The organism is Halonotius aquaticus, from assembly GCF_003605575.1.
Classification (GTDB): domain Archaea; phylum Halobacteriota; class Halobacteria; order Halobacteriales; family Haloferacaceae; genus Halonotius; species Halonotius aquaticus.
In genome coordinates, this window is record NZ_QKNY01000005.1 from 147728 (window position 1) to 163734 (window position 16007).

A 16007-nucleotide genomic window follows, 5' to 3' on the forward strand; every position below is an offset into this window, starting at 1 on the left:
ATCTGGTTTGTCGGTCGAAAGATGACGCAAAAAGCTTTGTAGACACAGCCAAAATAATAGCTACTCAAGTGATTACTCTGCAGACGCCTGCTTCGGGCTGTTGCAGACGATCACTACTCTACATATGAAACGCCGGACGTTCCTCCTTGGCGGCGGCTTGTTGGCAAGCCTGAGTCTCGGTGCGACCGCGACAAACGCAGCAATACAGGATGCCGTTTCGGCAGTGAGTGATTTTCGAGTTATTGAACAAGCCGACTACACCGTCTCATTGACTCCCAATCCTGCAAGTGCTGGCGTGGAGTCGATCCACACCTGGGAGATCAATAATATCACGTCAACTGAGGATGTCGACCGCATTGTTGCGGATTATGACTTTGGCACTGATGGGGCGGGATTTGGTAGCCTGAGCAATGATGAAGTTACTGTTGAATTCGAGCAAAACCCAAATAACAATAATCTGAAAAATATTCGGATCAATAACGACGACTACAGCGGTACTACAGCAACATTTGATCTTGACGGCGGATACGACCGTACGATCAACGACCGTGCCGTGATTACAATCGGTGTCGACACCGCTGGCATCCAGAATCCAAGCGCAGGAACGTATGAACCGACGCTCAGATTCATTACCGACAGTGGCGATGAAGCAACGTTCTCGGCAGAGTTGAAAACAACTGACACCGGCGAAGCGTTCTTCGCGGTTGATATCCTCAGTGCGCCAGATGTTGTGTCCGCCGGTAACAGCTTCAGCACCGACTTTGAGGTTTCAAACACCGGCGACGCGACTGACACTCAGACCGTCACTTGGAGTGTTGACACTACAGAAATCGGCTCTGACAGCTTTACCCTCGCTCCAACCGACTCACGCTCTGATACATTCAGCTACACGACCGAAGAGACCGATGCACCCAGTGTTGACGTGGTCGTTGCCAGCGACGACAATACAGCGTCTCAAACGGTCACGATCGCCGATGCGTTTAGCATCACACTTGATCCGCCAAAACAGAACGAAAAGAACTCGGTCCACACGTGGGAATCAGGGTATGTCAACTACAGTGGCGAGGTTGATACGATTACCGTTGATTACCCTGGTGGCAACAAAGGGTTCAGTCTCGATGGGCTGACTGATGCTGATATCACTGTTGTCATGGAGCGACAACTAAGCGATGGCATTGACAAAAGTGAGATTGATGTCAACAGTGGCAACTATACTGGTTCCTCAGCAACGTTTGATCTCAGTGGCAACTACAACACCGATCTAGCCGGCGAGCTGTCGGTGACAATCGGGGATTCAGCCAGTGGTACCGGTGTCGAGAACGGTGGCAAGGATAAACATACTGCAACGATTACGCTCAACGGCGAGGATACGGTCACCGATGACGTCAAGTTCACGATCTGAGGCGATCTGTGTCTCTTTGGTTACTCCGCTGTCGCGTACGCCCGCGTCATCTCCACCAGCGATTTCCGATACTCACTTTCGGTCGGATCGTCGCTCAGCGATTTGAATCGCCGTTTGAAGGCAGAGAGATCGACTCCTGGCGCGGCGTCAGCCGCCGTGTCGGCCAGCTCATAGAGCCGATGTTCGGCGTCAACGAGTCCGTGCCGCTCAACCAACGCTAAGGCGAAGGCGGCGTTGACGACGGTCATCTCCGGGTCAACCCCCTTTGTTTCGACTGGAGAAAATCCGTTGTCGTCGCTGTTGTGGTCGGAAATCGAGGTTGCGAGCTTCGAGGCGAAAAAGTCCACAAGCTTGCTCGCGGGCGCAAGCGAGAGGGTGATGTCGTCGGCGTAGATGTCCTTCATGTGGTTGGCGATCTGATAGCAGTGGGCGAGCTTTTGACGTTCGACCGACTCGCCAGCCAAGGCGAGAAACAGGGCCTCCTCGGTCGATTGGGTGTGGGAGGCGTGGCGTTGCTCGTAGCGGGCCATATGCGCAAACTCGTGTAAGGCAAGTTCCCGTGCGAGGACGCTGGTGGCTGCTTGTCGGGAGATATTGAGGATGTGGTGGTCGTCATAGTGAGCCGCCCACGTTCGCTCATCGGGGTTTTCGCGGATGTGCACCTCGACCGGTCGTGAGAGGCTGTATTCGGTTTCGAGGAGATCCGCCGCGCTCAAAAACGGATCCGGGGCGACCGTGCCCTGTACTCGGACATCCATGTGTAACTGTACCAAAGGCTGGCAGCTATATGGGTGTTTCGCGGCCAATACCGTGTTATGGTCACTGCTAACGAATTATGATAGAAAGCCCTCGGCTCTCTCGACTCCCGGGACTCGCTGCGCGCTTCGTCGCTCGCGGTGCTCGCTCCTGCAGTGCTTGCGTCGTCCGGGTTCGTCGAGAGAGCCTCGCCCTTTCAGTCCGCCAGGGGCGTGGCTTGCTCAGTTGTTGTCGCTATCGACTCTCATCATGACGTCGGCACCCTGTGGCAACCCACCACACACGTAGCCGTCGGTTTTCGGCCCCTGAACGTCGTATGCGGGCGAATCCCCGCGAGGAGAAACACTATGCTTTTCACCCTCCTGCCGGTACGCGTCTGTATAATGGGCCGACGAAAAAAGATCGTCAACGAGTGTGAGCGGCTGATGGACGAGCCGGAGAACATCCGGAACATCGCCATCGCCGCCCACGTCGACCACGGGAAGACGACGCTGACAGACAACCTGCTCGCAGGTGCGGGCATGATCTCCGACGAGACCGCCGGCCAGCAGCTGGCGATGGACACCGAGGAGGACGAACAGGAACGCGGGATCACCATCGACGCGGCAAATGTGTCGATGACCCACGAGTACGAGGACACCAACCACCTCATCAACCTCATCGACACGCCAGGCCACGTCGACTTCGGTGGCGACGTGACCCGAGCGATGCGTGCCGTCGACGGCGCGCTCGTCGTTGTCGACGCCGTCGAGGGCGCGATGCCGCAGACCGAGACCGTCCTCCGACAGGCACTCCGCGAGGGTGTCAAACCCGCACTCTTCATCAACAAGGTCGACCGGCTCATCAACGAGCTCCAGGAAGGCCCCGAAGAGATGCAGAAGCGGCTGCTGTCGGTGATCTCCGATGTCAACGAGCTCATCCGCGGGATGACCGAAGAGGAGGACTACGATTGGACGGTTTCCGTCGAAGACGGCACCGTCGGCTTCGGCTCCGCGCTCTACAAGTGGGGCGTTTCGATGCCGTCGATGGAGCGCACCGGCATCGACTTCGGCGACATCATGGAGCTCGAACGCAGCGGCGAGGAAGGCCGGATGGAACTGCAGGAGCGAACCCCGCTGTCGAACGTCGTTCTCGACATGGTCGCCGAGCACTTCCCGAACCCTGTCGACGCCCAGCCCCGTCGTATCCCGACGGTCTGGCGTGGCGACGCCGACTCCGATCTCGCCGAAAGCATGCGGATGGTCGACGAGGACGGCGAGGTCGTCTTCATGTCGACGGATATCTCGATGGATCCCCACGCCGGCGAGATCGCCACCGGACGACTGTTCTCCGGAACGATCGAAAAGGGTCAGAACCTCTATGTCTCCGGGACTGCGGGCACCAACCGCGTCCAGTCGGTCGGGATCTTCATGGGTGGCGAACGCGAGGAGGTCGACTCCGTCCCCGCCGGTAACATCGCCGCCGTCACCGGCCTGAAGGATGCGATCGCCGGCTCGACCGTCTCCAGCGTCGAGATGACGCCGTTCGAGTCGATCGAACACATCTCCGAGCCCGTCATCACGAAGAGCGTCGAGGCGAAGACGATGGACGACCTGCCGAAGCTCATCGAAGTGCTCCAGCAGGTCGCCAAAGAGGATCCGACGATCCAGATCGAGATCAACGAGGATACCGGCGAACACCTGATCAGCGGCCAGGGCGAGCTGCACCTCGAAGTCATCACCCACCGGATCCGCGACAATCAGGGCATCGACGTCCACACCGGCGAACCGATCGTCGTCTTCCGGGAGCAACCGCAGGAGGAATCCCGCGAGGTCGAGGGTGTTTCGCCGAACCGCCACAACAAGTTCTACATCACCGCCGAGCCGATGGATCAGGACATCGTTGATGCGATCCACCTCGGGAAGGCCTCGATGGACATGCCGGAGCTCGAACGCCGTGAGGCCCTGCAGGAAGCCGGCATGGACAAAGAGACATCACAGAACGTCGAACACATCTTCAACACCAACGTTCTCATCGACGAGACAAAAGGGATTCAGCACCTCAACGAGACGATGGAGCTCGTAATCGAAGGCCTCGAAGATGCCCTCGAAGACGGCCCACTCGCCGCCGAACCTGTCCAGGGCGCGCTGCTGCGCCTCCACGACGCCAAGCTCCACGAGGACACCATCCACCGTGGCCCGGCACAGGTCATCCCGGCCGTCCGCGACGCAGTCCACCGCTCGCTGATCGACGCGAAGATCAAGATGCTGGAGCCGATTCAGGACGTCCGCATCGACGTGCCCTCCGAGTACATGGGCGATGCCTCCGGCGAGATTCAGGGTCGCCGCGGCCGCGTCGATGACATGTACCAAGAGGGTGACCTCATGGTGATCGAGGGGATCGCCCCCGTCGAAGAGATGATCGGCTTCTCCTCCGACATCCGCTCGGCCACCGAGGGTCGTGCCTCCTGGAACACCGAAAACGCTGGCTTCCGTGTGCTAGTCGACAGCCTCCAGCCTGAGATCATCAGCGAGATCCGGGAGCGCAAGGGAATGAAGCAGGAACTCCCGCCGAGTATCGACTACATCTAACGTCGTTGCCGACGCGCTGTTTTTGCTGATCTGCTGTCAGAGAGCCGCCTTCGATGCAGTCTTATACCGTCCGTCAAAACGTGACATCTGTATGCCGACGGACACGGCACGTTCCCGACCGATCAGTATCGCACGACGGAGCCGCGGCTCTCTGTCGGGATCGACACCGACACCGTGTCCACCCACACATGGAGGTGGTCGCCGATGAGCGACACCGCAAGCGAGGTGCAAACCCACACTATCCGGCTCGAACTCGTCGACGAACCCGGCGAGTTGCTGCGAGCCCTCGAACCGATCTCGGAAGCCGGCGGCAACCTCATGTCGATCTACCACGAGCGCGGCAACGTCACCCCACGGGGCCACATCCCCGTCGAGGTCGACGTTTCCTGTGCGCCGGATCGTTTTGATCGGATCGTCGACTCCCTGCGAGAGGGCGGCGTCAACGTGATTCAGGCTGGCTCCGAGCGATACGACGAAGAACTGGTCGTCCTGCTGGTCGGCCACCTCGTCGACACCGACCTCTCGGATACTCTCCAACAGGTCGAAGCCTGCGCCAACGCATCGCTGACCGATCTTTCGTTGTCGGCGCCCCGCGGCAACGACGACAGTTCGAGTGCCCGAGTACGCCTCAAAACCAAATCGGGAACCACCGACGAGGTGCTCTCCACGCTGCGGGAGATCGCCGACGGCAAGGATCTCCATGTCATCGAACCACTCACGGAGGGCACCCAATGACTGGCGCGCGACTCGCCGTCCTCGGCGTCGGCGCGGTCGGTCGCTCAGTCGTCGAGTTAGCTGACGAGTACGGCCACACCGTTACCGCGGTCGCCGACTCGTCGTCGGCTGCCATCGACCCCGACGGCATCGACACCGAAGCCGTCCTCGACCGCAAAGCCGACGAGGGCGTCGTCGGTGACGCCGATCCCGATGCCGCCCTCGATGCCGACTACGACGTGTTGGTCGAGGCAACGCCGACAACGCTCGGCGACGCCGAACCGGGTTTCTCCCACGTCGCCCACGCGCTCAACCGCGACAAACACGCCGTGCTGGCTAACAAGGGGCCGGTCGCCGAGCGGTACGGCGATCTCCGCGAGTTGGAAGCCGACAGCGACGGTCGGATCCGCTTTGAGGCGACCGTCGGCGGTGCGATCCCGATCTGCTCGACGATCGACGACTTCGGCCCCGACCACATCACCGCCGCCCGCGGCGTGCTCAACGGCACCGCGAACTTCATCCTCTCGCGGATGGCCGCCGAGGGGCTGGACTACGACCACGTGCTGGCGGAGGCCCAGGATCTCGGCGTTGCCGAGGCCGACCCAACGTTCGACGTGGAGGGGATCGATGCCGCCCTCAAGTTCGTCATCCTCTCGAACGTGCTGGCCGACGGCGACGAGGAGTACACCCTCGACGACGCGACGGTTGAGGGAATCACCGACATTCCCGGTACCGCGCTCGAACTCGCCGCCGAGGACGGCCGGACGATCCGGCTGATCGGCGAGGCGACGCCGGACGGCGTCAGCGTCGGCCCACGACTCGTCCCCGACGACGGCCCGCTATCGGTGACGGGGACGCTCAACATCGTCCAACTGGAGACGACGCATGCCGGCCGACTCAACATCAGCGGCCGCGGTGCCGGCGGCCCCGAAACGGCGACCGCGGTGCTGTCGGATGTGAGTCGGCTGACTGAATAAGTCGGCTGCGTCAGCTTCGATTGTGAGTTTCTGAGATAGCTACGGTCTGTTCGCCGCGCCGCCGGCGTTGTTGCTGTTTCCACTGTTGTCGGCGTTGTCGCTACTCCTGCTACCATCAGTATCGTCGCTGTCATCGTCCCTTCCGGCGTTCTCGTTGTTCCCGCCTCCTCTACGGTCGTCGGTTTCAGCCGGGGTCGCGTTGCGATCTCTCCCGGTTTCCTCTGGTGTCTGCGCTTGCTCACTGGTGTTTGCTGGCCCCTGTCTTGCGGGGCCGCGATCAGCCTGTCCACCGCGCTCACCGACTGGCCCCGAACCGCTAGGGGCCGCCTGCTCTTTCCCTGGTGTCCCCATCGGCGGGCCACGAGTGTCGCCGGCCATCGGGTTTCGGGCGGTGGTGCCGCCGATCGACCGGGCGATTGCGGCGGTTTCAGGGCCACCAAGCGTACGCGCGTTGGTTCTGAGTTGTTCGATGGCGGAGACGTTGATGTTGGCGCGCTCTCTGACCGCGTCAGGAAGCTTGCGGGCGGTACGGTTCAGCTGGTCGGCGTCGCGTTCGGTGTCGGCAGCCTGCGCGGCGACGGTGGCGACTCTGGCGCGGTACTCGGCGTTCGAGATGGTGCCGTTTGCCCGCGCTTCCCGGAGGTCAGCGAGCCGATCAGTCTGGCTGGCTAGCTGGGCCCGCGTGCTGTTCTGGCGCTCGGCGATGATCGCGGCGCGCTCTGCGTCGCTGTCGGCGTTGGCAACCCTGAGGCCGAAGGTTCGGTTGTCGAGATCGCCGTCGACCTCGGCCTGTTGAACCCCGACGACGCCGGCAAGCTGTGCGCCCGGTGCAGTCGCATTTTCTGTCGTTGTCGTCTCGTTTGCGGCGACCTGCGGGGCTGTCGCTGCTGGCCCAACTGCGGCGGTCACGCCACCAGCGAGAGTCGCCAGCACCACCAGGGTCGCAAGGAGGGCGGTGCCAAACAGGATCGTGGGTCGGTTCATGACAGTTGCTCATAGGGGACTGTACTGCTTATAAACCGCCGGTGCTGTCGCCGAATTACCGCCGTTTTCGCCGAGTTACGACCGGTTCGCCGCGACGACTGCTGGGATTTGGCTTTATTGCCCTGAGCGGCTACTCATCGGCCTCGTCATCGTCATCGCCGGTCAGGCTCTCGTCAGGGTAGGTGAGGACGTTCTCCCGGCCGATCCGGAAGGAGTCGATGGTTCCGTCCTCCCGCAGCCCGCTGACGACCTTGCTCGTCTTGGCATCGGTCCAGTCGAGTTCCTCGACGACCTGTTTCTGTTTCATGCGACCACCGTGGTCGTCAAGCAGGCGTAGCACCTGTTCTTCGTTGCTTAGGAGTTCCGGATCGGGCTCATCGTCGGCTGCGGCGGCTGTCGACGCGGCTGTATCAGTATCCGACTCGGTGGAGCTCGCATCGGTGTGGGTGCTGGCGTCGGTCTCTGTGTCGACATCGGTCTCGATGTCGGCGTCGGTTTCTGTGCCGACGTCGGTGTCTACAGCAGCTGTTGGCGGGTCGTCGTCGGTGTCGCTCGGTCGCCGCTGGTAGAACCAGCCGCCGACGCCGGCCAGCAGGATGACGATGATGATCCCGATCAGCATGCCGGGGGTGAGCCCACTCCCGCTCGCGGCAACGACAACTCGGGGCTCACCTGTCACGAAATCGGTTGATTCGCCGTCCCAGACGACGGCGTTGTCCGGTGTTTCGTCGGCCGCGGGCGACACTGTGTCGACTGTGTAGCCGTCGGGCCACTGCATCCGAAGCCGGGTTTGGTCGTCGAGAAAGAAGCCGTCGATGGCGTCGCCGGCCCGGAGTGTGTCGCCGCTTGTGGTTGCGAAGTTCTCCCACGTGAAGCGGTAGGTGACGATGCCGTACTCCCGGCCGAGCGATTGGGTTTCGGTGTCGACGCTGAACGAGTCGGCGGCCATCTCTCGGTCGGTCGTGTTTTCGGCGGTGGCGACCGTCCGGCGGATGCGCTCGGCGAAGGGATCGGTGTAGGCCGCCGGATCGTCGGCGATATCGGCTTGCAGGGAGTCGAAGGCAGCCTGCTCGTCGTCGTTCGCCAAGACGCTTCGGAAGGCGAGGCGCCACTCGGCGGTGCCGTCCTCGCCGAGGGTGACGGTGATCCGAACGTCGTCGGCGTCGACGGCACTCTGTTGGGCGATCACTCCTGTCTGCCCACTGACCGGTGTGGCCGCGACGGTCGTTGCACCGACCACGGCAGCGACGAGCAGCACCACGCACAGCCCGGTTCGCGGTTCCATAGGGGGTCGTTGGCCGCTGATGAGTTAATACCCCTGCTGTCCGGCTCCGGTGTGGGCCGCCGGCTGTGACCCACTGGGCATGGTACGTGCTCCCACAAACCGCAAGAAGGCAGCGGTATCCCCCGGCCGACGTATCGTAATGGTTTTACGGGGAACTGTCGAAAGAACCCTCACAGAACGCCTTAGCGCGTGACTTTACCCATGAGCGACAAACTACACCAGAACTTGGCCATCATCGGCCACGTTGACCACGGCAAGAGCACGCTTGTGGGACGCCTCCTGTACGAGACAGGCTCCGTCCCCGAGCACGTGATCGAACAGCACAAAGAAGAAGCCGAAGAGAAAGGCAAAGGCGGCTTCGAGTTCGCCTACGTGATGGACAACCTCGCCGAGGAGCGAGAGCGTGGTGTCACCATCGACATCGCCCACCAAGAGTTCGACACCGACGAGTACAACTTCACGATCGTCGACTGTCCGGGCCACCGCGACTTCGTGAAAAACATGATCACGGGCGCGAGTCAGGCCGACAACGCCGTCCTCGTCGTCGCCGCCGACGACGGTGTCGCACCCCAGACCCGCGAGCACGTGTTCCTCGCCCGCACCCTCGGTATCAACGAGCTCATCATCGGCGTCAACAAGATGGATCTCGTTGACTACGAGGAAGGCAAATACGAGGAAGTCAAAGACGAGGTCACCGACCTCCTCAACCAGGTTCGCTTCGACACCGAGAACGCGAGCTTCATCCCGATTTCGGCCTTCGAGGGCGACAACATCGCCGAGGCCTCCGACAACACGGGCTGGTACAGCGGCGACACGCTGCTGGAAGCCCTCAACGACCTGCCGGAAGTCGAGCCGCCGACGGACGCGCCGCTCCGACTCCCGATCCAGGACGTGTACACCATCTCCGGCATCGGTACCGTCCCGGTCGGACGGATCGAAACCGGAACGATGGAACCGGGCAACAATGTCTCCTTCCAGCCCTCGGATGTCGGCGGCGAGGTCAAGACCGTCGAGATGCACCACGAAGAGGTGCCGAGCGCTGGCCCCGGTGACAACGTCGGCTTCAACGTCCGCGGCATCGGCAAGGACGACATCCGACGCGGTGACGTCTGTGGCCCGGCCGACGACCCGCCGAGCGTCGCCGAGACGTTCCAGGCCCAGCTCGTCGTCATGCAGCACCCGTCAGTGATCACCTCGGGGTACACGCCGGTCTTCCACGCCCACACGGCGCAGGTCGCCTGTACCATCGAGTCCATCGACCAGAAGCTCGACCCCTCGACGGGCGAAGTCGCCGAGGAGAACCCGGACTTCATCCAGTCGGGCGACGCCGCCATCGTGACGGTGCGTCCGCAGAAACCGCTCAGCCTCGAGCCCTCCGGCGAGATTCCGGAGCTCGGCAGCTTCGCGGTTCGGGACATGGGCCAGACCATCGCGGCCGGCAAAGTCCTCGAAGTCAACGAGCGATAAATGCAGCAAGCACGAGTCCGCCTCGCCGGCACCCACCCCGAGGATCTCGACGACATCTGCGACGACGTGCGGGAAATCGCCGAGAAAACTGGCGTCACGCTCAGCGGGCCGATCCCGCTGCCGACGAAGACGCTGGAGATCCCCTCGCGGAAGTCGCCTGACGGCGAAGGCACTGCGACGTGGGAGCACTGGGAGATGCGCGTTCACAAGCGGCTGATCGATCTGGACGCCGACGAACGCGCGCTTCGCCAGCTCATGCGTGTGCAGGTGCCCAACGAAGTCAGCATCGAGATCGTCCTCGAAGACTGAGCCACGGTCGCCGCGCTAAGGCCTTCGCGGCCCATCGTTTTCGCTTGTTTTTGATTGGCTAGTCACAACACTGCTGCCGTGGTCGCTGGACTTTTTATCATCGCCACGGGAGCGGACGTATGTCAGCCGACGCCGACACGCCGAGCGACCGCATGAGCGACCGCGTCGCAGGGAGCCGGCTGAAACAGTGGTTGTTGCTTGAAGCCGACCGCTGGCTTGTCACGGGGCTGTTGCTTGGTGGTGTCTTTTGTGTGCTCGTCGGTGTTGGGACGCTCACGCCGGGCGGTGCGGCTGCGGTTCGCTCGGGTGATCCGGTTGAAACGCTGTTTCAGGGGTTGTTGACGGCGACGATCACGGGTGTTACGCTCGTGCTCACGCTGAACCAGTTGGTGTTATCCCAGGAGCTCGGTGCTGTCGGCGATCAGCGCGAACGCATGGACGGCGCGATGACGTTCCGGGATGACGTTGCCACGGAGATCGGCACAGCGGTCAGCCCCGCCCGTCCCGCGCAGTTCCTCCGCGCGCTTGTCGATGTGGCCGGCAAACGGGCTGGTGCGCTCCGCGACGCTGTCTCGGACACACCTGATCCGGAGCTACAGACAGCGATCACCGAGCTCACCGATAGCCTCACCGACAACGCCGACCGGGTGTCGGTCAGCCTTGATGGCGCGCAGTTCGGCAGCTTCGATGTAGTGTCTGCGGCACTCAATTTCAACTACTCATGGAAAATCTTCGCCGCCCGCCGGATCAACGAACGGTACGACGACAGCCTTGATGCCGATGCCAGCGACGCCCTCGACGAACTGATCGGGGTGCTGAAGCTCTTTGGGCCGGCGCGGGAACACTTCAAAACGCTGTACTTCCAGTGGGATCTGATCAACCTCTCCCGACAGATTCTCGCGGTTTCCGTGCCCGCACTGCTTGTCTCGGCGGTGATGATCGCCTTTTTCGATGTCGCCGACTACGCCGGCACTCTCGCCGGGATCGACATCGTTGTCGTCGCCGTGGCGGCCGCGACGACGCTCGCCCTGTTGCCGTTTATGCTGTTGATCGCCTACGTGATGCGGATCGCAACCGTCACAAAACACACGCTGTCGATCGGCCCGTTCATTCTACGAGACACTGACGATGTGAACGAGGTCGAGTGGGACTGACTCGAAGCGAATCGATCACCACGACCACCGCTGGCACGGTGAGGCATCCACCCTCGCCGTGATGGCTACGGCGATACCGGTTCCTCATAGACCGGGCATTCCGGCTCGGTGTCGGTGGTGTCGAGATCCGATACGGCACCTGTCCAGCCGCAGATGGGACACTGAACGGGTGACTCGGTCACGGACGCGATATTAGCTGGCACGGTGAAAAGCGTGGTGTCGGCGATGGAGCAGAGAGACGAACAAGAAGCAGACGAATCGACCGACAAACCGATTTCCTGGCGGCCTGCGAAAATCGAAGATTTTCGTGATGACGAGAGAGCAAGCTCTCTCGAACCACGCGCAGCGAGTCCCGGGAGCCGAGAGAGCCGAGGACTTTCTACGTATCTCCTCTCCACGCAGTTCTGTAGCTAACTACTCCCTTGACAGTCCCCTTTTGTTCACCCTCGTTAAATACCACCTATGAGTCGGAGTCCGACGATCGACACACTCGGGGTCGTCTTGGTCGTCTTCCTCCTGCAGGTGCCGTTGTCGTTCGTCGGCCTCGGCGGCCTGTTCGTCCTCGCACCGCCGATCACCGCCGATCCGGTGACGATCGTTACCAGTATCTACGCCCACGCCTCGCTGGGGCATCTCATCGCCAACAGCGTCGTCCTCGTCGTCGCCGGGATCGCGGTCGAACACCGGACGACGTGGCTACGCTTTCATCTGTTTTTCCTCGTGGTTGGCGCGCTCGCGGGGGTTGCCCAGGTCGTCGTCAGCGGACTGGTTGGCCCGGCGACATCGGTGCTCGGGGCCAGCGGCGCGGTCTTCGGGCTGGTCGGCTATCTGCTGGCCGGCAACACGGTGTCGACGACGCTGCTGGATCGGCTACGGCTTTCTCCGCGGGTGCAGGTGGCCCTTTACGCGGTGGCTGCGCTGGCGGTGACGGTGTTGACCGGGCGACCGGGGGTCGCACTTGTCGCGCATTTCACCGGGCTGTTCGTCGGATTGGTGGCTGGTGCGGCGGGCGTCCTTGACGCGTAGTCGGGCGAAACAGAAGCTACAAGTGTGCTGCAGGGCTCAAACAGAGTGCGGGCTCGTAGATCAGCGGTAGATCGCTTCCTTCGCAAGGAAGAGGCCTCGGGTTCAAATCCCGACGAGTCCACTCACCTCGCTTCGCTCGGTTCGTGGACTCGTCTTACTCCCACTCGCTCACTGCGTTCGCTCGCGGGAGTCCCGACGAGTCCATCCGTTATACTCTTTTGTAATATTAGGGAGCGATATTTCTTCGTATACTCCCTCAACTTTTTGAGAACTGCCACAACATTCGATAACTAACGGTGGAAACTGCGATTAACCTCATACTGGATTGGCTGCGAAATTGGAGTTCTGTTATTTCAGGACTTGGCTCATTAGTTCTTACTGTTGGTCTGGTTTATTTATACAAATTACAGCATGATATTCAGATTAAACAAACAGAACTCACAGAGAATCAACAGAGACCTATTCTTAGAATAGAAGACTATCAACTATTTTCTGGTGCAGATGTTGAACAAGTACTTAATCAAGAAGACTTGAATCCTAATTCATACCAGCCTCGCGGGTTTTTATTAGCAATAGTATCTAATTTTGGCAAAGGGCCCGCCGATGGACTTCGTGCTGAACTTGTTTTCGACACGGAAGATGCACTGCTACATATAACTTCAGTTTTCGACCACGGTGGTCATATTGATCCAATAGCGTTTAGCGAAGATGGTGGCGTGATTGGTGCTGAGGAACGAGATGTATTTCTTAATTGTCAGTTCATGGTGCCAAAAGAGAAAATACCTGATGAGTGGGTAGTAGAGGAAGACGCACGAGAATTTCTAACGCCTACAGAGATTATGTGGAGTATACAAAATGGAGGCAATGAAAGAGTGGAAGTTGTCATGAGAGTATTATATAATAATGCAACAGGTGCGACTGATTACAAGACGATTTTTAGATCAGATGTTGACCTCACAAAATGTGACGATTTCGGACTAATTCAGGATCGTGGCGAGCCCATCTACCCAAATATTGATTAAGTATTTTTATCACAACTCCGGAAAATTCGTCCGCACCATCTACTGCATGAATTCTGGGAGCGACTCGTCGCCCGTGTTCTCTGGGTTGAGTCCGAACTCCCGGAGCGTTTCGTCGGTCACTGGCTCCCCCTCGCCAGTATGGAGCGACAGTGCCTCGGCGAGCATGACGAGTGCTTCGGCTTTGGTCTCGCCGTAGGACGCCACGCCGGTTTCGAGGTCTCGGGCGGTGATCCGGCCGTCGTCCTCGTAGATGAATTCGACCCCATCGGCGCGGTTGTCGCGTGTGGTACTGGCCATGTTACTGCACCCTATGTCGGAATCCGGAATAAGGGTTCGGCCGCCGCCGCTTTCGTCCTGGACTACGCAGACTGGCTACTCATACACCGCGGAGTTCAGCATCCACAGACAGCGCTGCTGATCGATAAGCGGCTCGCGTGGTCTGGCTTGGTTGCTGTCGCTTCCGCTCGCATCGTCCCGCGCTGTCATACGTTCCGAGCTATCGACTCTCACGGGGGATTTACATACCTCCGGCTCTTCGGTCAAGTTGCAATGGCAAACGGTACGGTTGACTTCTTCAACGACACTGGCGGCTACGGATTCATTGATACTGACGATGCTGACGACGACGTGTTCTTCCACATGGAAGACGTTGGCGGCCCGGACCTCGAAGAGGGCCAGGACGTCGAGTTTGACATCGAAGAGTCCCCGAAGGGCCCACGAGCGACGAACCTCGAGCGCCTGTAAGGCAGCCTCCAATCGCGCAGCAACGAGCGTCGCGGCATCGACGCGATCAGATTTTCCTGATTTCTCACCCGTCCAGCGGTGCTGCTGTGGTCACCGGGCGTCAGCTTGATACCCACGGAAACCGAAACGCAGGTATCGAATGCGGCGTGAACACTTCGACCTCGACGTGCGCAACCTTGAGTGGGTGGAGGCTGACGGCGACCCCGAACAGCCACTCGCTTTGATCGAGTTCTCCGGGCCGGCCGAGGAGCTGATCGACCGCCTGACCGGCGTCGACGGGACGCCACTGGACAGCGAGGAGATCGATGTCGCCTTTCGACTCCGCGATCCCTTCGATGACAGCGATGACGCCACCGGTGTTGTCGCCGTTACCAACCGACTGACCGGCGAGTTCATCTTCGAGACCAACGAGGACGCCGAGGATGTCTTCCAGTTCATCCACGCGGCTCGGGAGTACGGCCAGTCGACCGACGCGACCGACGCCCGCTACCGGATCCGGCTCTCGCTGGCCGACGGCAAGACGATGACCTACGACAAGGGCACCTTCCTCGTCTATGACGATGAGGGTGACCTGCTGCGCAGCCAGAGTCTGATCCCCTCCGGCGTTGAGTTGTAGCGACCGAAACCAATAGACAGTTAGCGTCCTCCATCTAACCGATTCCCGTGCGCAATGTCACCGACCGGACGAGCAATCCCTTTGATTTTCACCCGCCCTGTGAGCGGTTCGTCCCCGGATACGGCGATGCCAACGCTGACTTTCACGTGATCGGCGACCATCCGGGCATCCACGGCGGGGTTGACACCGGCGTGCCGTTCACTGAGACGCCGGGTGCGGAGGCCCTCCAATCAGTCCTGGAAGCGACCGGGCTGCTCGAAACGACCGGTGATCGACCGACGGTCAACGCGACCTACCTCTCGTATCTGCATCTCTGTGTTCCCCCGGCCGATGGCCAGCCAACCGACCGCGAGTACACCGAGCTGGAGCCGTTTTTTGACGCCGAACTCCGCGCGATCGCGGCCCACGTCCTGCTCCCGGTCGGTGAGCGGGCGACCCGCCACGTCTTCGAAACCTGTACCGCCCGCCCGTGGACGCCGGCAACCGAGATGGCTGACCTCCATGCGACGGAGATCCGCGGCAGCGGCTGGCTCGTGGTGCCGATCGCCGAACCGGCCGACTGGGGCCCCGACGACGGCGACGCGTTGAAAACCGCGCTTGATCGGCTCCAAGCGACGGACTTCCGTCGGGAAAGCGACCTCGGGCGGTTTATCGCCGGCAGTGATCCCTACTACGTTCGATAGCCGAGCGGACGAACGTCCGACAAGCCGCCGTTGAATCCGACAGTTCACGCTATATTGGTTATTGGATATGTATTTGCCCAGAATTACACGGTCGGCTGGCGAAATTTAGCCCGTCGGAAGCCTTTTTGCGCCCATCCGTGCAATCACCCATCGGCGAACTGGCGTTGACGCGTCAGCGTCGCCGACACGCTGTGGACTAGTGCTCCCACAGTGGCTTGGTCAGTCAGACGGCCCCTCGCGGGCCGCCTTCCGCGGGTGAACTGCCACGGCCCTGCGGTGTCGTCGGACTGTCGTCGAC

Annotated in this window: 16 protein-coding genes and 1 tRNA gene; 13 read left to right on the plus strand and 4 right to left on the minus strand. The window is 60.8% G+C overall.

Translation table 11 applies throughout. The annotated features are described in order from the left end of the window. Window positions 1–100 precede the first annotated feature (100 nt). Window positions 101–1402: a hypothetical protein gene (locus DM826_RS03840; RefSeq protein ID WP_133304629.1), complete on the plus strand. Its 1302-nt coding sequence runs from the start codon at window positions 101–103 to the stop codon at window positions 1400–1402. Between the two features lie 20 nt (window positions 1403–1422). Here DM826_RS03840 and DM826_RS03845 read toward each other — a convergent pair whose 3' ends face one another. Continuing rightward, complete coding sequence (locus DM826_RS03845) at window positions 1423–2160, minus strand: DUF5781 family protein (protein WP_120101667.1); 738 nt, start codon at window positions 2158–2160, stop codon at window positions 1423–1425. Between the two features lie 381 nt (window positions 2161–2541). Here DM826_RS03845 and DM826_RS03850 point away from each other — a divergent pair, with 381 nt between their 5' ends. The 3 genes from DM826_RS03850 (at window position 2542) to DM826_RS03860 (ending at window position 6419) form a co-directional block, all read left to right on the plus strand. Further along, window positions 2542–4728: an elongation factor EF-2 gene (locus DM826_RS03850; protein WP_120101669.1), complete on the plus strand. Its 2187-nt coding sequence runs from the start codon at window positions 2542–2544 to the stop codon at window positions 4726–4728. 204 nt (window positions 4729–4932) lie between these two features. Then, window positions 4933–5463 (plus strand): amino acid-binding protein, encoded by a 531-nt coding sequence (locus DM826_RS03855; protein ID WP_120101672.1) that lies wholly within the window; start codon window positions 4933–4935, stop codon window positions 5461–5463. Next, the gene (locus DM826_RS03860) at window positions 5460–6419 is read left to right on the plus strand and encodes a homoserine dehydrogenase (RefSeq protein WP_120101674.1); all 960 of its coding nucleotides are present in this window, start codon (window positions 5460–5462) and stop codon (window positions 6417–6419) included. The genes DM826_RS03855 and DM826_RS03860 overlap by 4 nt, the downstream gene beginning before the upstream one ends. A 39-nt stretch (window positions 6420–6458) precedes the next feature. Here the strand turns inward: DM826_RS03860 and DM826_RS03865 are convergent, their stop codons facing one another. Both DM826_RS03865 and DM826_RS03870 read right to left on the minus strand, forming a co-directional pair. After that, a complete protein-coding gene (locus tag DM826_RS03865) occupies window positions 6459–7403 on the minus strand; it encodes a hypothetical protein (protein WP_120101676.1) in 945 nt (314 codons plus the stop codon). 130 nt (window positions 7404–7533) lie between these two features. Continuing rightward, window positions 7534–8688 carry a helix-turn-helix transcriptional regulator gene (locus tag DM826_RS03870; protein WP_120101678.1) on the minus strand — a complete coding sequence of 385 codons (1155 nt, stop codon included), beginning with the start codon at window positions 8686–8688 and terminating at the stop codon, window positions 7534–7536. Window positions 8689–8889: 201 nt separating this feature from the next. Here DM826_RS03870 and tuf point away from each other — a divergent pair, with 201 nt between their 5' ends. From tuf to DM826_RS12785, 6 genes are all read left to right on the plus strand, one after another. Continuing rightward, entirely contained in the window at window positions 8890–10155 is a 1266-nt protein-coding gene (tuf, locus tag DM826_RS03875; RefSeq protein ID WP_120101680.1) for a translation elongation factor EF-1 subunit alpha, read from the plus strand. Then, window positions 10156–10464, plus strand: coding sequence for a 30S ribosomal protein S10 (rpsJ, locus tag DM826_RS03880; RefSeq protein ID WP_021060477.1), 309 nt, complete (start codon window positions 10156–10158; stop codon window positions 10462–10464). 119 nt (window positions 10465–10583) lie between these two features. After that, window positions 10584–11618: a hypothetical protein gene (locus DM826_RS03885; RefSeq protein ID WP_120101682.1), complete on the plus strand. Its 1035-nt coding sequence runs from the start codon at window positions 10584–10586 to the stop codon at window positions 11616–11618. A gap of 462 nt (window positions 11619–12080) precedes the next feature. Next, a complete protein-coding gene (locus DM826_RS03890) occupies window positions 12081–12644 on the plus strand; it encodes a rhomboid family intramembrane serine protease (RefSeq protein WP_120101685.1) in 564 nt (187 codons plus the stop codon). A gap of 49 nt (window positions 12645–12693) precedes the next feature. Continuing rightward, window positions 12694–12765 (plus strand) — tRNA-Ala (locus DM826_RS03895). A 175-nt stretch (window positions 12766–12940) separates the two neighbouring features. Then, the gene (locus tag DM826_RS12785; protein ID WP_133304630.1) at window positions 12941–13666 is read left to right on the plus strand and encodes a hypothetical protein; all 726 of its coding nucleotides are present in this window, start codon (window positions 12941–12943) and stop codon (window positions 13664–13666) included. Between the two features lie 39 nt (window positions 13667–13705). Here the strand turns inward: DM826_RS12785 and DM826_RS03900 are convergent, their stop codons facing one another. Beyond that, window positions 13706–13963, minus strand: coding sequence for a type II toxin-antitoxin system HicB family antitoxin (locus tag DM826_RS03900; protein WP_120101687.1), 258 nt, complete (start codon window positions 13961–13963; stop codon window positions 13706–13708). A gap of 252 nt (window positions 13964–14215) precedes the next feature. On the opposite strand from DM826_RS03900, the gene DM826_RS03905 reads away from it, so the two are divergent. From DM826_RS03905 to DM826_RS03915, 3 genes are all read left to right on the plus strand, one after another. Continuing rightward, on the plus strand, window positions 14216–14410 hold the full coding sequence (locus tag DM826_RS03905) for a cold-shock protein (RefSeq protein ID WP_120084710.1): 195 nt from the start codon (window positions 14216–14218) through the stop codon (window positions 14408–14410). A 139-nt stretch (window positions 14411–14549) separates the two neighbouring features. Then, complete coding sequence (locus DM826_RS03910) at window positions 14550–15026, plus strand: DUF5793 family protein (RefSeq protein ID WP_120101689.1); 477 nt, start codon at window positions 14550–14552, stop codon at window positions 15024–15026. 47 nt (window positions 15027–15073) lie between these two features. Beyond that, window positions 15074–15709 (plus strand): uracil-DNA glycosylase family protein, encoded by a 636-nt coding sequence (locus tag DM826_RS03915; protein WP_120101691.1) that lies wholly within the window; start codon window positions 15074–15076, stop codon window positions 15707–15709. Window positions 15710–16007: the final 298 nt, after the last annotated feature.

Bases quoted from the DNA above. Each gene is read 5' to 3' on its own strand.
- DM826_RS03845 (WP_120101667.1), bottom strand. From the start codon at position 2,160: ATGGATGTCCGAGTACAGGGCACGGTCGCCCCGGATCCGTTTTTGAGC.
- DM826_RS03850 (WP_120101669.1), top strand. From the start codon at position 2,542: ATGGGCCGACGAAAAAAGATCGTCAACGAGTGTGAGCGGCTGATGGAC.
- DM826_RS03855 (WP_120101672.1), top strand. From the start codon at position 4,933: ATGAGCGACACCGCAAGCGAGGTGCAAACCCACACTATCCGGCTCGAA.
- DM826_RS03860 (WP_120101674.1), top strand. From the start codon at position 5,460: ATGACTGGCGCGCGACTCGCCGTCCTCGGCGTCGGCGCGGTCGGTCGC.
- DM826_RS03865 (WP_120101676.1), bottom strand. From the start codon at position 7,403: ATGAACCGACCCACGATCCTGTTTGGCACCGCCCTCCTTGCGACCCTG.
- DM826_RS03870 (WP_120101678.1), bottom strand. From the start codon at position 8,688: ATGGAACCGCGAACCGGGCTGTGCGTGGTGCTGCTCGTCGCTGCCGTG.
- tuf (WP_120101680.1), top strand. From the start codon at position 8,890: ATGAGCGACAAACTACACCAGAACTTGGCCATCATCGGCCACGTTGAC.
- rpsJ (WP_021060477.1), top strand. From the start codon at position 10,156: ATGCAGCAAGCACGAGTCCGCCTCGCCGGCACCCACCCCGAGGATCTC.
- DM826_RS03885 (WP_120101682.1), top strand. From the start codon at position 10,584: ATGTCAGCCGACGCCGACACGCCGAGCGACCGCATGAGCGACCGCGTC.
- DM826_RS03890 (WP_120101685.1), top strand. From the start codon at position 12,081: ATGAGTCGGAGTCCGACGATCGACACACTCGGGGTCGTCTTGGTCGTC.
- DM826_RS03900 (WP_120101687.1), bottom strand. From the start codon at position 13,963: ATGGCCAGTACCACACGCGACAACCGCGCCGATGGGGTCGAATTCATC.
- DM826_RS03905 (WP_120084710.1), top strand. From the start codon at position 14,216: ATGGCAAACGGTACGGTTGACTTCTTCAACGACACTGGCGGCTACGGA.
- DM826_RS03910 (WP_120101689.1), top strand. From the start codon at position 14,550: ATGCGGCGTGAACACTTCGACCTCGACGTGCGCAACCTTGAGTGGGTG.